The 17936-nt window shown below is 59.1% G+C and carries 14 protein-coding genes and 1 pseudogene; 6 read left to right on the top strand and 9 right to left on the bottom strand.

The genetic code is table 11. The features are described from left to right. Position 1: 1 nt before the first annotated feature. From FYJ43_RS00535 to FYJ43_RS00520, 4 genes are all read right to left on the bottom strand, one after another. A complete protein-coding gene (locus FYJ43_RS00535; protein WP_154561049.1) occupies positions 2-1027 on the bottom strand; it encodes an adenosine deaminase in 1026 nt (341 codons plus the stop codon). 216 nt (positions 1028-1243) lie between these two features. Next, on the bottom strand, positions 1244-2530 hold the full coding sequence (locus FYJ43_RS00530; protein ID WP_154561047.1) for a citrate synthase: 1287 nt from the start codon (positions 2528-2530) through the stop codon (positions 1244-1246). Between the two features lie 278 nt (positions 2531-2808). After that, on the bottom strand, positions 2809-4023 hold the full coding sequence (locus FYJ43_RS00525; protein ID WP_154561045.1) for a septal ring lytic transglycosylase RlpA family protein: 1215 nt from the start codon (positions 4021-4023) through the stop codon (positions 2809-2811). 242 nt (positions 4024-4265) lie between these two features. Beyond that, complete coding sequence (locus FYJ43_RS00520; RefSeq protein WP_154562021.1) at positions 4266-5447, bottom strand: L,D-transpeptidase; 1182 nt, start codon at positions 5445-5447, stop codon at positions 4266-4268. A gap of 277 nt (positions 5448-5724) precedes the next feature. On the opposite strand from FYJ43_RS00520, the gene FYJ43_RS00515 reads away from it, so the two are divergent. Together FYJ43_RS00515 and FYJ43_RS12135 are read left to right on the top strand one after the other, a co-directional pair. Next, positions 5725-5853 carry an acyltransferase gene (locus FYJ43_RS00515; RefSeq protein ID WP_154561043.1) on the top strand — a complete coding sequence of 43 codons (129 nt, stop codon included), beginning with the start codon at positions 5725-5727 and terminating at the stop codon, positions 5851-5853. A 179-nt stretch (positions 5854-6032) separates the two neighbouring features. Further along, complete coding sequence (locus FYJ43_RS12135; protein ID WP_229771541.1) at positions 6033-6764, top strand: hypothetical protein; 732 nt, start codon at positions 6033-6035, stop codon at positions 6762-6764. A gap of 272 nt (positions 6765-7036) precedes the next feature. Here the strand turns inward: FYJ43_RS12135 and FYJ43_RS00505 are convergent. Next, positions 7037-7686, bottom strand: a pseudogene (locus FYJ43_RS00505) (SOS response-associated peptidase). A gap of 43 nt (positions 7687-7729) precedes the next feature. After that, positions 7730-9232, bottom strand: a complete 1503-nt coding sequence (locus FYJ43_RS00500) for an amino acid permease (RefSeq protein ID WP_154561041.1) — start codon at positions 9230-9232, stop codon at positions 7730-7732. 274 nt (positions 9233-9506) lie between these two features. Between FYJ43_RS00500 and ald the strand changes: the two genes are divergently transcribed. After that, complete coding sequence (ald, locus tag FYJ43_RS00495) at positions 9507-10619, top strand: alanine dehydrogenase (RefSeq protein ID WP_154561039.1); 1113 nt, start codon at positions 9507-9509, stop codon at positions 10617-10619. Positions 10620-10684: 65 nt separating this feature from the next. On the opposite strand, the gene FYJ43_RS00490 is transcribed toward ald, so the two are convergent. The 3 genes from FYJ43_RS00490 to FYJ43_RS00480 all read right to left on the bottom strand — a co-directional run bounded on the left by FYJ43_RS00490 (position 10685) and on the right by FYJ43_RS00480 (position 16084). Then, the gene (locus FYJ43_RS00490; RefSeq protein WP_326833294.1) at positions 10685-12931 is read right to left on the bottom strand and encodes a 6-phosphofructokinase; all 2247 of its coding nucleotides are present in this window, start codon (positions 12929-12931) and stop codon (positions 10685-10687) included. A gap of 137 nt (positions 12932-13068) precedes the next feature. Further along, positions 13069-15138 (bottom strand): NAD(+) synthase, encoded by a 2070-nt coding sequence (locus FYJ43_RS00485; RefSeq protein WP_154561035.1) that lies wholly within the window; start codon positions 15136-15138, stop codon positions 13069-13071. Positions 15139-15178: 40 nt separating this feature from the next. Beyond that, a complete protein-coding gene (locus tag FYJ43_RS00480; protein ID WP_154561033.1) occupies positions 15179-16084 on the bottom strand; it encodes a carbohydrate kinase family protein in 906 nt (301 codons plus the stop codon). 102 nt (positions 16085-16186) lie between these two features. Between FYJ43_RS00480 and FYJ43_RS12515 the strand changes: the two genes are divergently transcribed. From FYJ43_RS12515 to FYJ43_RS00465, 3 genes are read left to right on the top strand one after another with little or no spacing between them, the layout of a single operon-like run. Next, positions 16187-16972, top strand: a complete 786-nt coding sequence (locus FYJ43_RS12515) for a L,D-transpeptidase (RefSeq protein WP_407643713.1) — start codon at positions 16187-16189, stop codon at positions 16970-16972. Beyond that, on the top strand, positions 16969-17502 hold the full coding sequence (locus FYJ43_RS00470) for a hypothetical protein (protein WP_326833203.1): 534 nt from the start codon (positions 16969-16971) through the stop codon (positions 17500-17502). The genes FYJ43_RS12515 and FYJ43_RS00470 overlap by 4 nt, the downstream gene beginning before the upstream one ends. A 35-nt stretch (positions 17503-17537) precedes the next feature. Beyond that, the gene (locus tag FYJ43_RS00465; protein ID WP_154561031.1) at positions 17538-17933 is read left to right on the top strand and encodes a hypothetical protein; all 396 of its coding nucleotides are present in this window, start codon (positions 17538-17540) and stop codon (positions 17931-17933) included. Positions 17934-17936 lie beyond the last annotated feature (3 nt).

Here is a 17936-nt window from a genome sequence, read left to right as displayed (position 1 = left end):
TTCAGACCAAGAGAGGAATGAGAGTCCGTTTATCCTCTCGGGAACAGAATGCTGCCTGTAACGCATTGCGCTGGATGGTCAACGCGTCGTTGCGGCCCCAATTGAGTGCCTGAGAAACCAGCGATATTTCTCGAGATGTCGTCGTGCGGCTCATGAGGCGGTTATCGCAGCTCACCGTGATGTTGAAACCGGCAGGCCACAGTGTAGATAACGGATGCTCGGCAACCGTGCGACAAATGCCAGTCTGAGTGTTCGACGTCGGGCAGACCTCTAGTGGGACGTGGTCCGACAGTACCCGTTGGGCTGTCGGACCCCACCCAGTGTCGTCGCGGTCCTCGATGATTCGCACCCCATGACCGAGGCGTTCTGCTCCATGATTGAGGGCGTCGAGGATCGATTCCGGCCCAGCTGCTTCGCCGGCATGAGCGGTGACGTGGATTCCGGCCGCTTGGATGCGTGCCAGCGACTCGGAAAATGGCGCAAGCGGAAAACCATCTTCTGGTCCAGCAATATCTACGCCAACGACCCCTGGGGCATGGTTGACGGCAAGATCCACGACGTCTTCGGGGACGTCGAGATGTCTCATGAGGCACAAGATCTGGCGGACGATGATCGTTTTGCCCGACCGAGATGCCGATTCCATTCCCTCCACGAGACCCGCCTGGACTGCCTCAGTAGCCGCTGCAGCTGTCAATCCACCGGCGAGGTGCTGTTGGGGGGCCCATCGAGTTTCGGCATAGATGACGCCGTCAGCGGCCATATCCACGACGAATTCCCGTGCAATGCGCCTAAGAGAATCAGCATCCTGCATCAGGGAAACGGTCTCGACAAAAGTGTCAAGGTAGCGAACCAAAGAGCCGGAATTAGCCGACTCGAAGAACCAGTCGGCGAGATCCTTGGGCGTGTGCGCGGGGAGCACGCGGCCTCGTTGCGCGGCGAGCTCCACAACGGTTGCCGGGCGTAGACCACCATCCAGATGATCGTGCAGCACGACCTTGGGGAGATTCATCGCGTCGACCAAATCCATGCGCTGGAGTCTATCGGGGTCGTCATGGGCGAGGAAGGTGGCAGAGTACCGCGAAAAATCCCGAGCGAGGGGTGGGTTGGGCACCTTGGTGATCCGACGCCTCCGGAACTGACAAAAATGGTCCAAGGGATCAGATACAGGGGGGCAGAAGCATCGGTGTGGATGCGGTGCCTACACACGCCGGCCTGGGAGATATTTCCCCCAGGCCGGTTAGTATCAGGCGCGCTTATCAAGAGGCACGTAATCTCGCTTGTCAGCCCCGGTGAAGATCTGCCGCGGACGCCAAATCTTGTTGCCACCAGTTGCAACTTGTTCCCTGTACTGGGCGATCCAGCCAGGTAGGCGTCCCAGAGCAAATAGCACGGTGAACATATTCATCGGGAAGCCCATCGCCTCGTAAATGAGGCCGGTGTAGAAGTCAACGTTGGGGTAGAGTTTGCGCTCCTTGAAATAGTCATCGTTCAGCGCGGTGTCCTCGAGCTCCTTAGCGATCTCGAGGAGGTCCTCACGGCCAGTATGGAGTTCCATAATGCGGTCGGCATGTTTCTTAATGATGGCTGCGCGGGGATCGTAGTTCTTGTAGATCCGGTGGCCGAAGCCCATCAGTTTGATAGGGGACTCTTTATCCTTGACCTTGCGCACAAACTCCTTAGTGGTCATGCCAGAGTCGCGAATAAACTGCAGCATCTCGAGGACGGCCTGGTTCGCGCCGCCGTGTTTCGGACCAGACAGGGCATTGACGCCTGCAGCAACTGCCGCATACATGTTGGCACCCGACGACGCCACCATACGGACCGTCGATGTTGAGCAGTTCTGCTCGTGATCGACATGCAGGATGAGCAGCGTTTCCAGAGCGCGAGTGATCTCATCATTAAACTCATAAGGCTCGGTCGGAAAGCCGAAGCTCATCCGGATGAAGTTCTGGACGTAGCTGAGAGAATTGTCGGGGTAGAGGGTCGGCTGACCCATGGAGTTCTTGTAACCGAAGGCGGCCAGAGTGGGAACCTTGGCAATAAGGCGCGTTGTGGCCGCCTCAATTTGGTCGGGATCTGTGCCGGATGACTTCTGTGAAAATGTCGATAGGGCCATGATGCCGGCAGCTAACACAGGCATCGGGTGGGACCGGCGCGGGAAGCAGCGGAACAGGTCGCGCATTCGCTCATCGATAAGAGTGGTGCGTCGGATGCGCTCCTCGAAGCCGTCTAGCTGGGCTTTGCTTGGCAATTCCCCGTACAAGACAAGGTAAGCGGTCTCAAGGAAGGTCGACTGTTCAGCAAGTTGCTCGATTGGGTAGCCGCGGTAGCGCAAAACTCCCTGTTCACCGTCAATGTAGGTGATTTGCGATTCGCAGGATGCCGTGTTGACGAATCCCGGGTCGATCATGACGTTGCCGGTCTTGCTGAGCAGACCCGCGATGTCGTAACCCACCTGGCCGTCGGTTGCGACAACTTTATCGAAATCGAGTTGGGTGTCTTCGTCGACGAACCTTGCACTCGAACCCATCGTGCGTTCCTTCCTGGCGGCCTCGTCCGGACGATTACCGGTGGCCGGGCATACGTGGACGGGTGGCTCTACGGGGTCATTCCCGAGCGTCACCACGGTGTGAACTATGGCACAACCTAGGCTACGGCTAGCCGACACAAAACACCAAGAAACGGGAACACACGTCACGGTCGAGACACAACCGGGCGTTGGCTGACAGTTTTCGCCGCCGGGGCTTGTGGACCGCCAATAGACACACTTAGGGGGCGGTCTGGCGGACCGCCCCCTAAGTGTGTTATTCAGCTGAGGACGGAGTAGGTGATCGGGGTCGTTCCCTGGCCGGTATCTGCAATCTCGGCGAACGACGCGCGCGACAGGTCGACGCAACGGCCAGCGACGTACGGGCCACGATCGTTAATCCGCACGACAGTTGAACGGCCATTACGGACATTCGTGACGCGGATGCGGGTACCCAGCGGCAGGCTCTTGTGAGCTGCGGTCATGGCATTCGGGTTGAACTGCTCGCCCGATGCGGTTGTTTGCGGCTCATCGTAGAACGAGGCGATGCAGCGTCCGTCGACGCTACCCGAGCCCTTGGAGTCACCATTATTCGCATCCTGACGGGGCGGACGGGCACTGTCGCGGCTGGTGCTACTCGCCTTGGGCTTCTCGGGTTTGGTTGTTTCGGGGGCGGGGAGTTTGCCGGTGAGGTAGGTGCGGTATGCCCAGCCGGTGTGGCCGTTGGTGTTGATTTGGACCCAGTTGCCGTGGACGTTGCCGGTGGCGTGGACGCCTGTGCCGGCGGCGAGTTGGCTGACGAGGTTGCCGGAGGCGGAGGGGGTGCTGCGAACGTTGATTCCGGTGGTGGTGTGGATGGGGGCGTTGTCAAGGGCTGGACGATGCTGGTCGCGGCTCGCTGAAGAATTCTTCTTGGCGTCATTCTTCGGCTCAGCGGGGGCAGCAGCTACTTTTCCAGTGGTGAGGTAGCGTCCGTATATCCATCCGGACGTGCCGTTAACCGAGACCGGTACCCAGCCGCGGTCGGGGCGTCCAGTGACCTTCACCTGCTGACCTCGCTCGGCAAAGGTGAGGACCTTGCCGTCATTGCTAGCGGCACCGCGGACGTTCACCGCGACAGTAGCGGTCATGGTGTGGGGGACGGACTCGGAAGAATCAACGTGGGCCGGGCGGACAGCCTCTTCGGTGAGGAATCGTTCGTAGATCCAGCCGGTGGTGCCATTGACGGCGACGGGAACCCATCCGCGCACCTTTTCGCCGGTGACCTTCACCGACTGGCCGCGCGCTGCGACGGTCAGCACCTTGCCGGAGTTGGAGGAGGCAGAGCGTACGTTGACGTCCGTGGTCGCGTACATCTTCTGCGTGGTTGCTGCGTGTGCGACCGAGCCAAAGACAGCCGGCGCAACGACGCTGATCCCGGAGGTGAGGGCGATGGTGGCGGCAGCACCTCGGATTGAGCGCGTAGGGCGGATCACGGTGTGACTTCCTCTCGCCATGAAGGCATCGGGGCTTTGGTCCCGGCGTTTCCGGGACAGATGGGACCTTAGGAATTCACGGCCCGCCGTCTCAAAGACGTTGAGGGTTTGAGCGTGTCGCGTCAACTGCTGCTAAACAGCGCTGATGAGAGCTGAAACCGCGTCGTGACGCCAAAAGAAACCACTAGATGTCGGAGGTCTCGGATATAACGAAACCCTCTACCTTGCATCGAGGTAGAGGGTTTTGCCGGGTATAAAACGTCTCAGACCGCGCTGAGCTTTTGCCAGCCATCCCAGTCGTAGCACCAGCAACCGATGCCCTCGCCGGGCTTGAACTGCCGGTTTGAACCTGAATTGATGACCGGATCGCCGGCGGCACAGAAGTTAAACAGCCACTTGGCGCTTGCGGTGGACAAACCGACGCAGCCATGGGAGACGTTGGCGCTGCCTTGAGAACCTTCGGACCACGGCGCGGCGTGGATGAATTCACCGGTGTAGGTGACACGCATAGCGTACTTGACCTTGACGCGGTAGTAACCCGAGCTTCCGCTAGGGATGCCAACCGTCGAGGAGTCCATAACCTTCGTGGTATCGCGCTCAATAATGACCTTGGTGCCGGACCTAGTGGTGGTGGATGCACCGGGTTTACCGGTGGTCACCGGGATTGTGCGCACAACGCTGCCATTGCGGAGAACATCCATTTTGTGGTCGTCGATGTAGATCTTGATAATTCGCGCATCGCCGATCTGGAAGGATCCTTCGACGTCGTGGGTGATCCAGCGGTGGCTCGACGTTGGCAGGCCGGTGAGGTTTCCGCGCACGCTTACCTTCGTGCCTGCTTTCCAAAAGTCCTTGGGCCGCCACATCAGCTGGGTCTGGTCGATCCATCCCCACGATCCCTCTTGCTTCGGGGAGACGTCGATCTGCATGGCCTTTTGGATCGCGGCACGCATACCGGCGTCGATAACCTCATGCTCAAACTTGATGATGACTGGCATGCCGATGCCAACCGAGGCGTCGCTGTAGAGCATCTGGACGACGTTGACGTCGCCGTCGATGCTCTTGGCTTTCGTGGTCACCGTCGTTGTCGGGCCAGCATGGGGGTCGGTATTCGAGAGGGTCGCAGCGACGGTGTAAGAGCGGTTGAGGCGCCAGGGCTTCGTCGGGGTCCATGAGGTGCCCTCGAGGGTGCCCTTGACTTCGCCGTCTTCGGAGTCCGTGACCTTGACGTCCGTGAGAGCCCCATTGGTGACAGCAAACTTCAGCGCATCGCCTGGCTGGAGCTTGGTAATCGGGTGATCTGCGGTGACCGTCACAGCAGCGGGGGTTGGAGTGGGGGTGGGTGTTGGAGTTGGAGTGGCCGAGGCGCCGGCGTCTCCTAGATGCCCACTAGAGCCAAAACCATCCTCACCCGTGGAGGTCTTGGCACAGGCGGCGACTGTCAATGGAAGAGCGACGGCACCTGTAGCCAGAACCGAACGGCGGGTCAGTCTCGATGGCACAGTGACCTCCATACGTGTGCGCGAAATGAGAGCTATGGTTCATGGTTTGAGAAGATGAACGAGTTACATCGTACAGCGGGATACTGCCAACTTTCCAAACGTTGACGCGTCACCGAGATGCTGTTCACTGCACGCTGATCGGCGAGATTGGGGTAATTGTGGCGCGAAGCTACGCTGGCGTGAGCATCCCCCAAAGTGACCGATCCTCGGAGGTTTCCTTATGCATGACGGTGACGAACAGATCGCGGTGCGCAAGCGTCCTGACTGGCTGACGTGGCTTATCGTCGCTGTTGTGACGGTCGTCGGTGTCGCCATTATTGCCCTTTGGTGGTATTGCCTGCTGGGCTGAGCCAAACGTGATGCGGTAGCTGCATTTCTGATCGGCCGGTCGTCTGGCGCGCGTCTCGGGGCTCCATTGGGACCATGAGCATAGGTAGTATGTGCCTCTAGAAAGGACGGCACTTTTCTAGAGCCGTGATTCTTATGCGAAGTGTTTCAAGAGCTCACGTCAAGGTTGCAGTTATAGCCGTGATTGCCGGGACAAGCCTGTCTTTGACGGCATGCGGCGGTCGCGATGATGGGGCTAAAGCTGCTAACACGGCAGCGGGTACGGCTGTTAGTGCAGCCTCCAGCCCGACCCCCTCCTCCGATCCACTTTTCACTGAGGGGAAGGTCAGCAAGAGTGATCTTTCTGACGCTTTGGCTACCGGTATGAAGACCATGACGACGTACCGCACCGAGGGCTCCCTGAGCGTGATTGAGTCTGGGAAGAAGGACACTATCAAGCTGTCGTCAGACTCTGATGCTCGTGATCAGGCCAAACCCAAGGTTCTCTCCCACGTTTCCACACCTGACGGGAAGATCAAGGAGGACGTTGTTTTCGTCGGCAAAGATATTTACAAAAAGAGCGGATCCAAGTGGGTCAAAGGTACTGACGATGCCTTCGCCACAGCGATGTTCAGGCTGATGACGGATCCCCACGAGGGACTCAGTGCGTCGCGGCAGGCCATCGGTTCAGCGAGCTATGTGGGCAAAGAATCTCGGGGCCATCGGTTTGACGCTGTCCTCGACGCCGCCAAGTTGCCATACGGGAAAGACATTAAGGCAAGCCATGAGAGCCTGAAGGCTACCTACTGGCTCGATGACTCCAAAAGGGTCCTCGGAATGAAGATTGAGGTGACGGAGCCCAAAACTCAGATAATCACAGATCAATCCATGTCTAAGTTTGGTGAACCCGTCAAGATTCCCCAAGTGCACTAAGAGCTCGGCCCAGACACCTGGGGGCGTCATTGCGCTCCCGGTCAGCGGCGACAGACACCTGGGGGCGTCATGGGAGGTTGCTCACGCGCGTCGGTAGCCGACCGAGCCTGGTTTCTGCTGGCGGGAAGGCGCGCAATGGAGCGGTCGGTGACTTCGACACGGAGTTGCGTCGTCTGCGGCGAAGAATCATTGGGCGAGAATTGCGCGCTTGCTATGACCGCGAGGCTCATGGATCGCCAGGGCTTCTTCCCCCCATGCCGTGACAAAAAGTGTCAGGCCACTGGCTCGATGAGAAGAGGATCGGCTGGGTCGATCGTGCGCACTGAGTTGATGCGTCGATCTACCTGGTCGATCCTCAGCTCGCGTGCGATCGTTTCGCGCGCCTGGCCAATATGGGCGGCTAGACCACGTGCCTGAACAGAATTGAGGCGGCCAGGGTCGAGCCACTCCTCACTATCCGCCTCAGTGAGAAAAACCGGCATCCTGTCATGGACCTTCCCGGCGGCATCGCGAGACGGCGCGGTGATGATGGTCATCGTTGTTTCGAATCCGGTGACGATTTTTCGCGTCGTGGCTATGGCTGCGGCACTTAAGAGCCCACACCCGTGGATGTAATGGGGTTTTTGTCACCGCGCTTTCCGGTCCACTCAAAGTAACCGGTCATAGGGACGACGCACCGCTGGGAGGCCATGGCCTCCCGGAACATCCCATTCGTGGCGACGGTCTCGAGCCGAGCGTTAATGGGACGCGGCCCAGATTCCTTTGCCCAACGGGGCTGGAAACCCCACCTCACCGGAGAAAGAACTCGCCCGACTTCCTGGTGAAGAGCCAACACGATCTGCGAGGGAGCGATGGAGTACCTCGGTTGCCATGGCGCCGTGAGACTGCCGTGGTAGAAGTTCGCGATCTCGTTGCCATCCATGCTCAGGCTAAATCGTCCACACATGTGGACCACATTGCCACTGTCAGGCCTGGTGCTCGTCGCCTTGCATGGGGTGGAGCTCCTCGAGTGCGCGGATTCGTTCGGCGTCAAAATCGATACGAGTGTGATCAGCGCGGGTAGAAGCCAGTAGGCGATATAACACCGCCATAAATATCACCCAGATAGGGGCGGCGATGAGAGCTTGACGGGAATCTGCTGAAAAACCTAGAACGATGAGAATGGTAATGAAGAAGATGATGCCTACCCACGACATGACGCGACCGGCTGGCATCTTGAAGGCGGACTCAACATGGCGTTCGGGATGCTTACGCAAATACTTGAGGTAACAAACCAAGATGAGCCCCCACACTGACAGATAGAGCACCGAAGAGACCCCTGCCACGAGGGAGAATGCGTCCATAACTGAGTCCTCAAGGGTTACGAGGATGATAGCCGGAGAAATACATATTGCGGTGAGGATCAGAGCATTGCGAGGAATATGCCGATTCGACAATTTCGCAAAGACGGGAGGGGCATCCTTCTCCCGTGCTAGTCCGTAGAGGATACGGGATGTCGAGAAAACCCCTGAGTTTGCTGATGATGCGGCCGAAGTAAGCACCACGAAGTTAACGATATGGAAGGCAATAAGGACTCCAATAAAGCTAAACATTTCGACGAAAGGGCTCGCCTGTGGATTGATAAGGTCCCATGGCTGCACAGCCATGATAACGCCGAGGGCTAACACGTAGAAGATAAGGACGCGAGCCGGAATTGAATTGATGGCCTTAGGAAGATTATGTTCGGGGTCAGCTGTCTCGGCTGCCGCGGTTCCCGCCATCTCGATACCCTGGAAAGAGAAAATGGCGATCTGGAAACCGGCTATGAATCCCATGAACCCGGTTGGAAAGAATCCTCCGCGGTCCCATAGGTGAGAAAATGACGCGGCCGGCACTCCGCTGCGAGGGGGCTGGAAGCCGGTGATCGCGAGGTATCCGCCGATGAGGATTAATGCGACGATGGTGACGATCTTAATCATGGCGAACCAAAATTCCATCTCGCCAAAGAGTTTTACCGCTACCATGTTAAGGCAGGTCAATAGCAAGACGATACATGTTGCGGGTATCCATTTGTCGAGATTAGGGAACCAGGCGGACAGATATCCACACATCGCGATTGTGTCGGCGTTACCTATAACGACCCAACACATCCAGTATGTCCACCCCATGTAGAATCCGGCTCCAGGGCCAATGAGGTCTGTTGCAAAGTCGGCAAAAGACTTATAGGCCAGGTTCGACAGCAGTAATTCCCCCATGGCCCGCATGACAAAGAAGAGCACTGCTCCAATGATGAGGTAAACCAGCAAGATGGACGGTCCTGCGAGCGAAATTGTCTTTCCTGATCCGAGAAAAAGGCCTGTTCCAATGGCGCCACCAATGGCGATGAGCTGAAGATGTCGGTTCTTGAGGCCACGCTGAAGCTGGGGCTCGCCATCAGTTGGTTTCCCAGCTTGAGCTGTTGCCTGGGTGGCGCTATCTATGTGACTCATCTGCATACTCCCGGTATCGACGGTGCTCCCCGCCAGCGTCGTTGCCGAACAGGGAACCGGCTCAACTTTAGACGCTACATAGGTTCACGCGGGTCGATAATTGATAAAAAGTGTCCAGACGTAGCAGGTATCGCGCGGGTAAAAGAACGACATGAGATACCTATGGTGGCGCTGACGCAATGCCATAAGCCGACGCGTAAGATCACTTATGGATCGGCACCGATGCCGGCCCCGCCGAGGACGACTCGGTGATGACTGCAAAGGAGCAGGAAGTATGCGTGTTGGTGTTCCTACTGAGGTGAAGAATAGTGAGTTTCGTGTGGCTGTGACGCCTGAGGGTGTTCATGCGTTGGTGGGTCATGGTCATGAGGTGTTGGTTCAGTCTGGTGCTGGTGTGGGTTCGGGTATTTCGGATGAGGAGTTTGTGGCTGCTGGTGGGCGGATTGTGGGTGATGTGGGGTCGGTGTGGGATGACGCTGATGTGGTGTTGAAGGTGAAGGAGCCTGTGGAGGAGGAGTATGGGAGGTTGCATGAGGGGTTGGTGTTGTTTACGTATTTGCATTTGGCTGCGGATGAGGCGTTGACGCGTGAGTTGGTGGGGCGTCGGGTGACGTCGATTGCGTATGAGACGGTGGAGTTGGAGGATCATTCGTTGCCGTTGTTGTCTCCGATGTCGGAGATTGCGGGTCGGTTGGCTGCTCAGGTGGGTGCGAATTGTTTGTTGCAGTCTGCTGGGGGTAGTGGTGTGTTGTTGGGTGGTGGTTCGGGTGTGCGTCCGGGTCGTGTGACGGTTCTTGGTGGTGGTGTTGCTGGGTTGTGTGCGGCTCGTGTGGCTGTGGGTATGGGTGCTGATGTGACGGTGTGTGATGTGGATGTGGCGCGGATGCGGTATATCGATGAGGTGAGTGGTGGGCGTATTCGGACGTTGTTTTCGAGTGGGTTGGCTGTGGGGCAGGTGTGTCGTGAGTCTGATGTGGTGATTGGGTCGGTGTTGGTGCCGGGTGCGCGGACGCCTCATTTGGTTGATGATGAGGTGGTGTCGCAGATGAGGCCGGGGTCGGTGTTGGTGGATATTGCGATTGATCAGGGTGGGTGTTTTGAGGGGTCTCATCCGACGACGCATGTTGATCCGACGTTTAGGGTGCATGATTCGGTGTTTTATTGTGTGGCGAATATGCCGGGTGCGGTGCCGCATACGTCGACGTATGCGTTGACGAATGCGACGATGCGGTATGCGGTGTTGTTGGCTGATGAGGGTTGGCGTGGTGCGTGTCGGGCTCGGGGTGAGTTGAGGCGTGGGTTGGCGACTCATGATGGTGCGTTGTTGAGTGCGCCGGTGGGTGAGGCGTTGGGTATGCCGACGGTGTCTCCTGCTGAGGTGTTGTGAGGTTAGTGGTGGTGGGGCACCACCACCCCACCACCACCCCGAAGCCCTCGGGAGGGTGACCCGACTCACCTCACCTCATCTGAAACCGTCCGGGCAATAGTCCTCAGTTGCAGCCACCATTGCTCACGGGGACGGCGGTGAGCGGCGTCGACGAGCGTAGGCATCGTCTCCATCGGACTGGTTCGCGTGCCCGACTCGTTGACGCCGATGAACCACGAGCCGTCTCGATGCGCCGCTAGCTCGTCGTCAATGAGGTTGAGGGCGCGATAGGCGAGCCGGTTGGCGAGCAAGCGATCGAACGGTGAGGGTGAGCCGCCCTGTTGCATATGTCCCAGCACCACCTGGCGTACGTCATACATGCCGTGGGATTCCTCTTCCAGCAGTCTTGCGATGAAATCGGTGGTGTAATTGTGCGAGGCATTCTCGTTACGGACAGCAAGAAAGAGCCGCCGCCCGTGGGCGAACGATTCCCGCAGCCAATGAACGTCATTAGCAAGATCATCCAGTGAAATACCGTCCTCATTGGTATAAATCCGCTCGGCGCCAGCGGCGATACCCGACATCAGCGCAAGATACCCGCAGTCACGTCCCATTGTTTCGACGACGAAACAGCGCCTGGAAGCGATACCAGATTCCTTGATCTTGTCCATTGTTTCGACGATCACGTTAAGGGCAGTATCCGCGCCGATAGATAGTTCAGAACCAGGAAGATTGTTGTCGATTGAGGCCGGGATGCACACTGTCGGAATGCGGAAGGCCGGGTATCGATCCCGCTCGGTCGTCATCATGTGAATACCTTCGTAAGCGGAATAGCCGCCGATGACGAGAAGCGCGTCAATGTGATGGTCCTCTAGAGCGCGGCTGACAGCATAGAGGTTGCGAGTGCTGGGAGTCTCGCGGCGGGTACCTAGTTCGGCACCGCCGTCCCCGGCCCAGCCTTCGACGTCACTCCAAGCTAATTCCGACATATCCCCAGTTGCGAGCCCGACAAAACCGTTATGGATCCCAACTACGGTGTGACCGCGGGAAATAGCCAGGCGCACTGCCGCACGGGCGGCGGTATTCATGCCCGGAGCCGGGCCCCCAGCATGCATGATCGCGATGCGCTTTCGGTCAACGTCGCCAGCGGTGTCGGATGTGGTGCGAGCCGGTTCGCTGAGCTCGGTGAAGATGGCGTTCATTTCGGTGAAGGAACGTCCTCGCATTCGCATCGCCTCGTTGTACCGACCTGCCGCAATGAGACCGGGCACCGACTTCGTATCAGCAACAGCGTCGACCAGCGGGAGGCGACGGATGCGATTAGCTCCGGTACCAATGACGCGTCCCTCGGCCTCCGGAGTCGTCGAGAGTACTTCGTGAACTGCGTGATACCCCAGCCAGGTCGACGCCCAGCGGTCGTAAGCTGACGGTCGCCCGCCGCGCTGGACGTGACCCAGAATGGTTACCCGGGCGTCCTCGCCGAGCTTGTCCTCAAGCACCTGACGGACGTACTCCGACGAGATTCGGTTGCCTGCGCGGTCAGTGGCCCCCTCTGCGACGATGACGATCGAGTCGCGTCGACCTGCCTGACGACCACGCTTTAGCTCAGCGCACATGTGTTCCTCCCAGCCGTCCTCGGGTGGCCGTTCTGGGATAAGGACGTAGTCAGCACCGCCGGCCACTGCTGCCATGAGGGCGAGGTAGCCACAGTGGCGGCCCATCACCTCGACGACGAAGGAGCGCTGATGGCTGGCTGCGGTAGAAGCAAGGTCGTCAATGGCATCGACGATGCGATGCAGAGCAGTGTCGGCGCCGATGGTCATATCAGATCCGACGAGATCGTTGTCGATGGATCCGACGAGTCCAGCGATCATGAGGGCGGGATGTTCGCGGGCCACTTCGGCGCTCACGTGACCGGTGTTGACGAGTTCAGCGATCAGGTCGGTCCACTCGGCGCGCAGCACGTCTAGGCCGGTGAGCGAACCGTCACCACCGATCACTACAAGGCGATCGATTCCATGCTCGAGGAGATTTTTAACAGCCTTCAAGCGTCCTGAGCGTTCGCGCATCTCTTTGCATCGGAAAGTTCCGATGACGGTGCCGCCACGGTTGAGGATCGAGCCCACATCGGCCCACCCGAATTCCCGGATGCCGTCGCCGCCGTCGATCATCCCCTGATAGCCCTCGTAGATCGCATAGACCTCGGCTCCTACGCTCAGTGCAGAGCGCACCACAGCCCGTACTGCTGCATTCATGCCCTGGGCGTCGCCGCCGCTGGTCAAGATGCCAATGCGCAGGCCATGGCCGTCGGGGAGAACGGGAGTGAGCCTTATCTCGTCATCAACACGCACAGTCCAATATTGCCGCGTGAGGGTGGACAACGGGTGAACAGTGACCGTTAGTTCCTGCTGCCGGGATTTTTCGTCACAGGGGAACGATACGGTGCGCTGAGATATCTCTCGGCGACTGTTCAGGCTCGTTCATCGGGGACCGTCTCGAGGTCGTCGAGCCAGGCACGGGCGACGGCATCTGAGGGCATCCGCCAGTCACCGCGCGGGCTCAGTGAACCTCCGGCGACGACTTTGGGGCCATTCGGAAGGGTCGACCTCTTGAACTGATTTCCGACGAACCGGCGTAGGAACAGTCGCGTCCAGTCTTTAATCGCGGGCAGGCTATAGGAGTGTCGGTCCTCGTCATGGAACCCGGGCGGCCACGAGCCCGCTGACGCATCCCGCCAGGCGTGGTGAGACATGAAAACGATCCGGCTAGGGCGCATCCCGTGGCGCAGCAGGTGATACAAGGTGAAATCCTGCAGCTCGTAGGGGCCAATCTTCGCCTGGGTGGACTGAATTTTCTCACCCGGGCGAGCAGGGACGAGCTCGGGAGAGATTTCTGTTCCCAGCACCGACTCGAGCACCACGTTAGTAGCTTCGTTGAACTGGCCTGACGAAATGCACCACCTGATGAGGTGCTGGATAAGGGTCTTGGGCACCCCAGCATTGACCCCGTAGTGGCTCATCTGATCGCCGACTCCGAAGGTGCACCATCCCAGTGCCAACTCTGACAAATCACCGGTGCCCAGCACGATGCCGCCGCGCTGGTTGGCTATCCGAAAGAGGTAGTCGTAGCGCAGTCCAGCCTGAACGTTTTCGAAGGTGACGTCATACACGTCGGCACCATCTCCAGCAGGGTGCCCCATTCCCCTGAGCATCTGAGTGGCAGCTGGGCGAATGTCCAACACGTCACATGGGATTGCGAGTGCCTGGCACAGATCTATGGCGTTGTTCTTGGTGTGGTCAGTCGTGGCGAATCCCGGCATCGTGAAAGCAAGGATGTCGGTGCGCGGTCGATTCATCTGGTCCATCGCTTTGGCGGCGACGAGTAGGGCGTGGGTGGAGTCGAGCCCGCCGGAAACCCCAATGACGATTTTTGGCGACCCAATCGACTCGAGGCGACGACGTAGCCCATAGACCTGAATGTTGTAGGCCTCATAACAATCGCGGGCGAGCTGGTCAGGGTCATTGGGGACGAAGGGAAAGCGGTTTATGGGGCGTTCTAGGCCGATATCGTCGTGGGGCGGGTCAAGGGTGAAAGCGGTGGTGCGCCATGGGACTTCGGTGGGTTGGGCAAGTGCGTTGTCATTGAAAGAGCCCTGACGCAGCCTCTCCTGCCGCAACAGGTCGAGGTCGATGTCAGCCAAGCAAAAACCTGGTTCGGTGGAGAACCTGTCGGTGGCGGCAAGGAGGGAGCCGTTTTCGTAAATCATTGTTTGGCCGTCCCATGACAGATCTGTGCTGGATTCTCCAGGACCGGCGGCCGCATAAACGTAGGCTTGTAGGTTGCGTGCGGACGTCACTTTGCATAACTCGTGGCGTTGACGGGATTTTCCGACAGTAATGGGAGATCCCGAAAGATTGACCTCAATGACGGCCCCGGCGAGAGCGGCCCGGGAAGACGGTGGGACCGGCACCCAGAGGTCCTCGCACACTTCCACATGGAAAATGAGATCGGGCAGGTCGGCGGCACGGAAGAGCTGGTCGGGTCCGAAGGGAACTTCGGTAGAGGCTACGTGAGATTTTTGTCGGCCCGACAGGTCGATCATCCCGGTAGTGCCGGCACCGGCCGCGAAGTGACGTTTTTCGTAAAACTCTCGATAGTTGGGAGGATGACTCTTCGGCACCACACCGAGGACCTGCCCCCGGTGGATCACGACTGCGCAGTTGTAGAGCCGGTTGCCACGCTGTAGCGGCGCTCCGACGATGATGACTGGGAAGAGCCTGCGTGAGGCCTGGCGCAACGTTTCGATGGCGTCGAGGACGGCATCGAGCACCACGTCTTGAAGCAGTAGGTCGTCGATGGCGTAGCCCGTCAGGCACAACTCAGGGAACACAGCGACAGCGACGCTCCGGGAATTGAGTTCCCGGCAGGTGTCAAGAATTCCCGAAACATTCGAGGCGGGGTCACCAATGTGCACCGTGGTGGTACAGGCGGCGATTCGCGCAAAGCCCTGGTCATACGTCGAGTGAAAGTTCCCCTTCATGGGGCCAGTCTCGCAGACACCGGTGTGGGGGAGCCTTCGGTCATCCCAATTCAGCGGTACGCGGCGGGTTGGCACCAGCGCGGGAGACGGTTATCGCTGCGATGTGAGCTGCCCTTTGCACTATGTGACGTAGCACTCCGGGCTCTATCCGACCAAGATCTGCGCGATGGTCAACGCCCAATAATCCGGCCGTCCACAGCCCGTCAATGGTCGCTGACATGAATGAGTCCCCAGCGCCGACGGTGTCGACGACGTTGACCTGCTCAGCGGGAACCCTTACTTCCAGGCCGTGGGCCGTCATCGCCACGACTCCGCGTTCACCCATCGTTACGATGCCTAATCGCGGCCCCATTGCCATCCATCCGGCCAGCACCTCAATCGGGTCAGCACCCTGACCCAGCCACGTCAGGTCTTCGTCAGAGGCCTTAACGACGTCAGCTAGCTGCACGAAATGTTCCAGATCCTCGCGCACGGCACGTGGATCGCCTAACAGGCTCGGGCGAACATTGGGGTCGAAGGTGATCGTTGAGGTTTCCCGTGCGGTGGCCATCGCTTGGGCTACGACGCGGCATCCCGGATCAATGACGCAGGCCAGCGACCCGGTATGCACGGCCAGACAGTGTTGTGGAATCTGGATGGCTGGTAACGCCCACTCCAGATTGAAGTGGTAGCTGGCTTGCCCATTGGCCAGGGTGGCAGTTGCGGTTGAGGTATGGGAGGCACCCCGCGATGCGGGGGCCAGATTAACCTTGTCAGCGCCGATGTAGTCGGTGATGGTGTGGCCGCGGGTGTCGTCACCAATCCAGGTGGCTAGCTCGACGTCACGGCCCAGCCGTGCCAGCCCGACCGCGACATTCATGGGGGAGCCGCCAGGATGCTCACTCACCCCGCTCCCATCGTTGACAACATCAATCAATGACTCCCCAATGACAAGCGCCTTCGCCATAGCCTTCTCTTTCTGCCGACTCCTTCAAGTCTGCCCCCGGCATGGGGGACTATGCGATGGCATCAACGTTGTAGGTCGATGCGACGCCTCTAAACTTGACCTGTGCATGCCTCCGGAAACATCTCGAACCGGGAATCGCGCGTCGACTCACGCCTGTGGCGTCGCGGCGGTGTTACTGGCGTGCTAGTGGCAATGGTTTTGCTGGTCTCTGGCTGTGGATCGTCGATGCCTGTCTCGGCGCCGTGCATCAACTCCGTGCCCGGTGCGGGCGACTTGCGCACCCGGCACCAACGCCCGGTGACCTGCGCGTCCTTAGGTCCGACTGCTCACGCTTCACGTACCCGACCGGTTACAGCCCGACCCTCTGACTATGACGGCGACGGTGAATCGAGGAACTCTGCGGCTCCGAAGGCCGATAGGTCACCTGCGGCGACCCCTAGCCCGACGCCGCCACGCGCGTCCCTCACCGTTGGTGCAAAGTCCTCGGCTGGAGCAGGCACCTACGTCTTGTGGATGAAGGCAGAAAATCGCGTGTACCTCGTCGAGAACGGGGTCGTGAAGCGGGCCATGCTCACCACCGCTGAGCCGTGGAAGACTCCCGTGGGGAACTACGAAGTCGAATATAAGGTGCGTCACGCGGCGTCGACTGAGGACGGCATCCACTGGTATATCCCTAATTTCTTGTCCTTCTACCAACGCCCCGGGGCGAAGGGAACTATCGGTTTCCATCAGATTCCTTGGGATGACAAGACGAAGAAGCCTGCTCAGCCGGTGGATACCCTGGGACTGCCCGGGTATTCCAGTCATGGCTGTGCCCGGCTGGCGCCCAAGGATTCCGAGGCTCTCTACAGATTTGCCCATGAAGGCACGAAAGTGAAGGTGCGGTGAATCGTCGATCCAGCGAGGAGAACATCCTCGACGTCAGAGCGCGCCTGGGCCACGTGGATCAGGGTGGTTCGCACGTTTTGGATGCCACCACGGAGTCGGCACGGGTGAGTAGATCCGCTGGCGCCTTTATCGTTGCTATGGCCATCTCTGGACTGGTGTGGGGGCTGACGCTGGCAATCTGGGCGACAGGTCCAGGTATCGATGGCACTAGGACGAGCATGCCGACGCGTGGCTGGCTCGGAAGCCTCCTGGTTGGGCTGCTTTACGCGATGGGAGTAACGGTGATTCTCCTCATCCCGGTCGTGCTCATGGCGGCTCTACTGGGTGGGCATCTTGTTCGGCGCAGTAGCCAACGTATCGCCGGTGGGGCCGTATGCGCGGTGGCTGTTGTGCTGGGAGCAGCGGGTCTTTATGCCCTCATCCCGGATATGTCGGCGGTGGTGGAAATCTCCTGGCCGGCCCTCGTGGCAGCCAGCGCGCTGGGATGCTGGTGGGGGCCGTGGGTGATGGTGGGGCGCCGCTCGCGATGACGCTAAAGCCGTAGTCATAGCCTAGAGTGTGGGTCATGACACAGCAGCACACCTCTGTCCCTTCTGCTCCGAAGGCCTTACATATCTGCGCCTGGATCGCAGTGGGGTCCGTTATCGTCCAGGCTGTTTTGGCCTGTTTCATGCTTTCAGGGGTTCGCGGTCTTGGTGACGTGCACATGGCCTTTGGCATTGTGACCGTGCTCGCGACGATCATCGCGGCTATCTTGGCGGTGATGTGGAAGCGTCGCGGTGGACCATCGGCGGTTGTCGGCCACGCCGCCGGCATGGCCGTGATCCTCCTTGTTCAATTCGCTCTCGGCGAGTTAAGCGATGGCGGCGCCATCAAGTGGATTCACGTCGTTCTCGGCGTCATCATCATGGTGGGACTGTTCGTTTTGCCTAAGTCGATCAGCAAAGCTTCCAGTAAGTGACCA

This window comes from Cutibacterium porci (genome assembly GCF_009696315.1).
Taxonomy (GTDB): domain Bacteria; phylum Actinomycetota; class Actinomycetes; order Propionibacteriales; family Propionibacteriaceae; genus Cutibacterium; species Cutibacterium porci.
The sequence above is the reverse complement of the archived record's forward strand: the minus strand, read 5'-3'. Positions and strand labels throughout refer to the sequence as shown.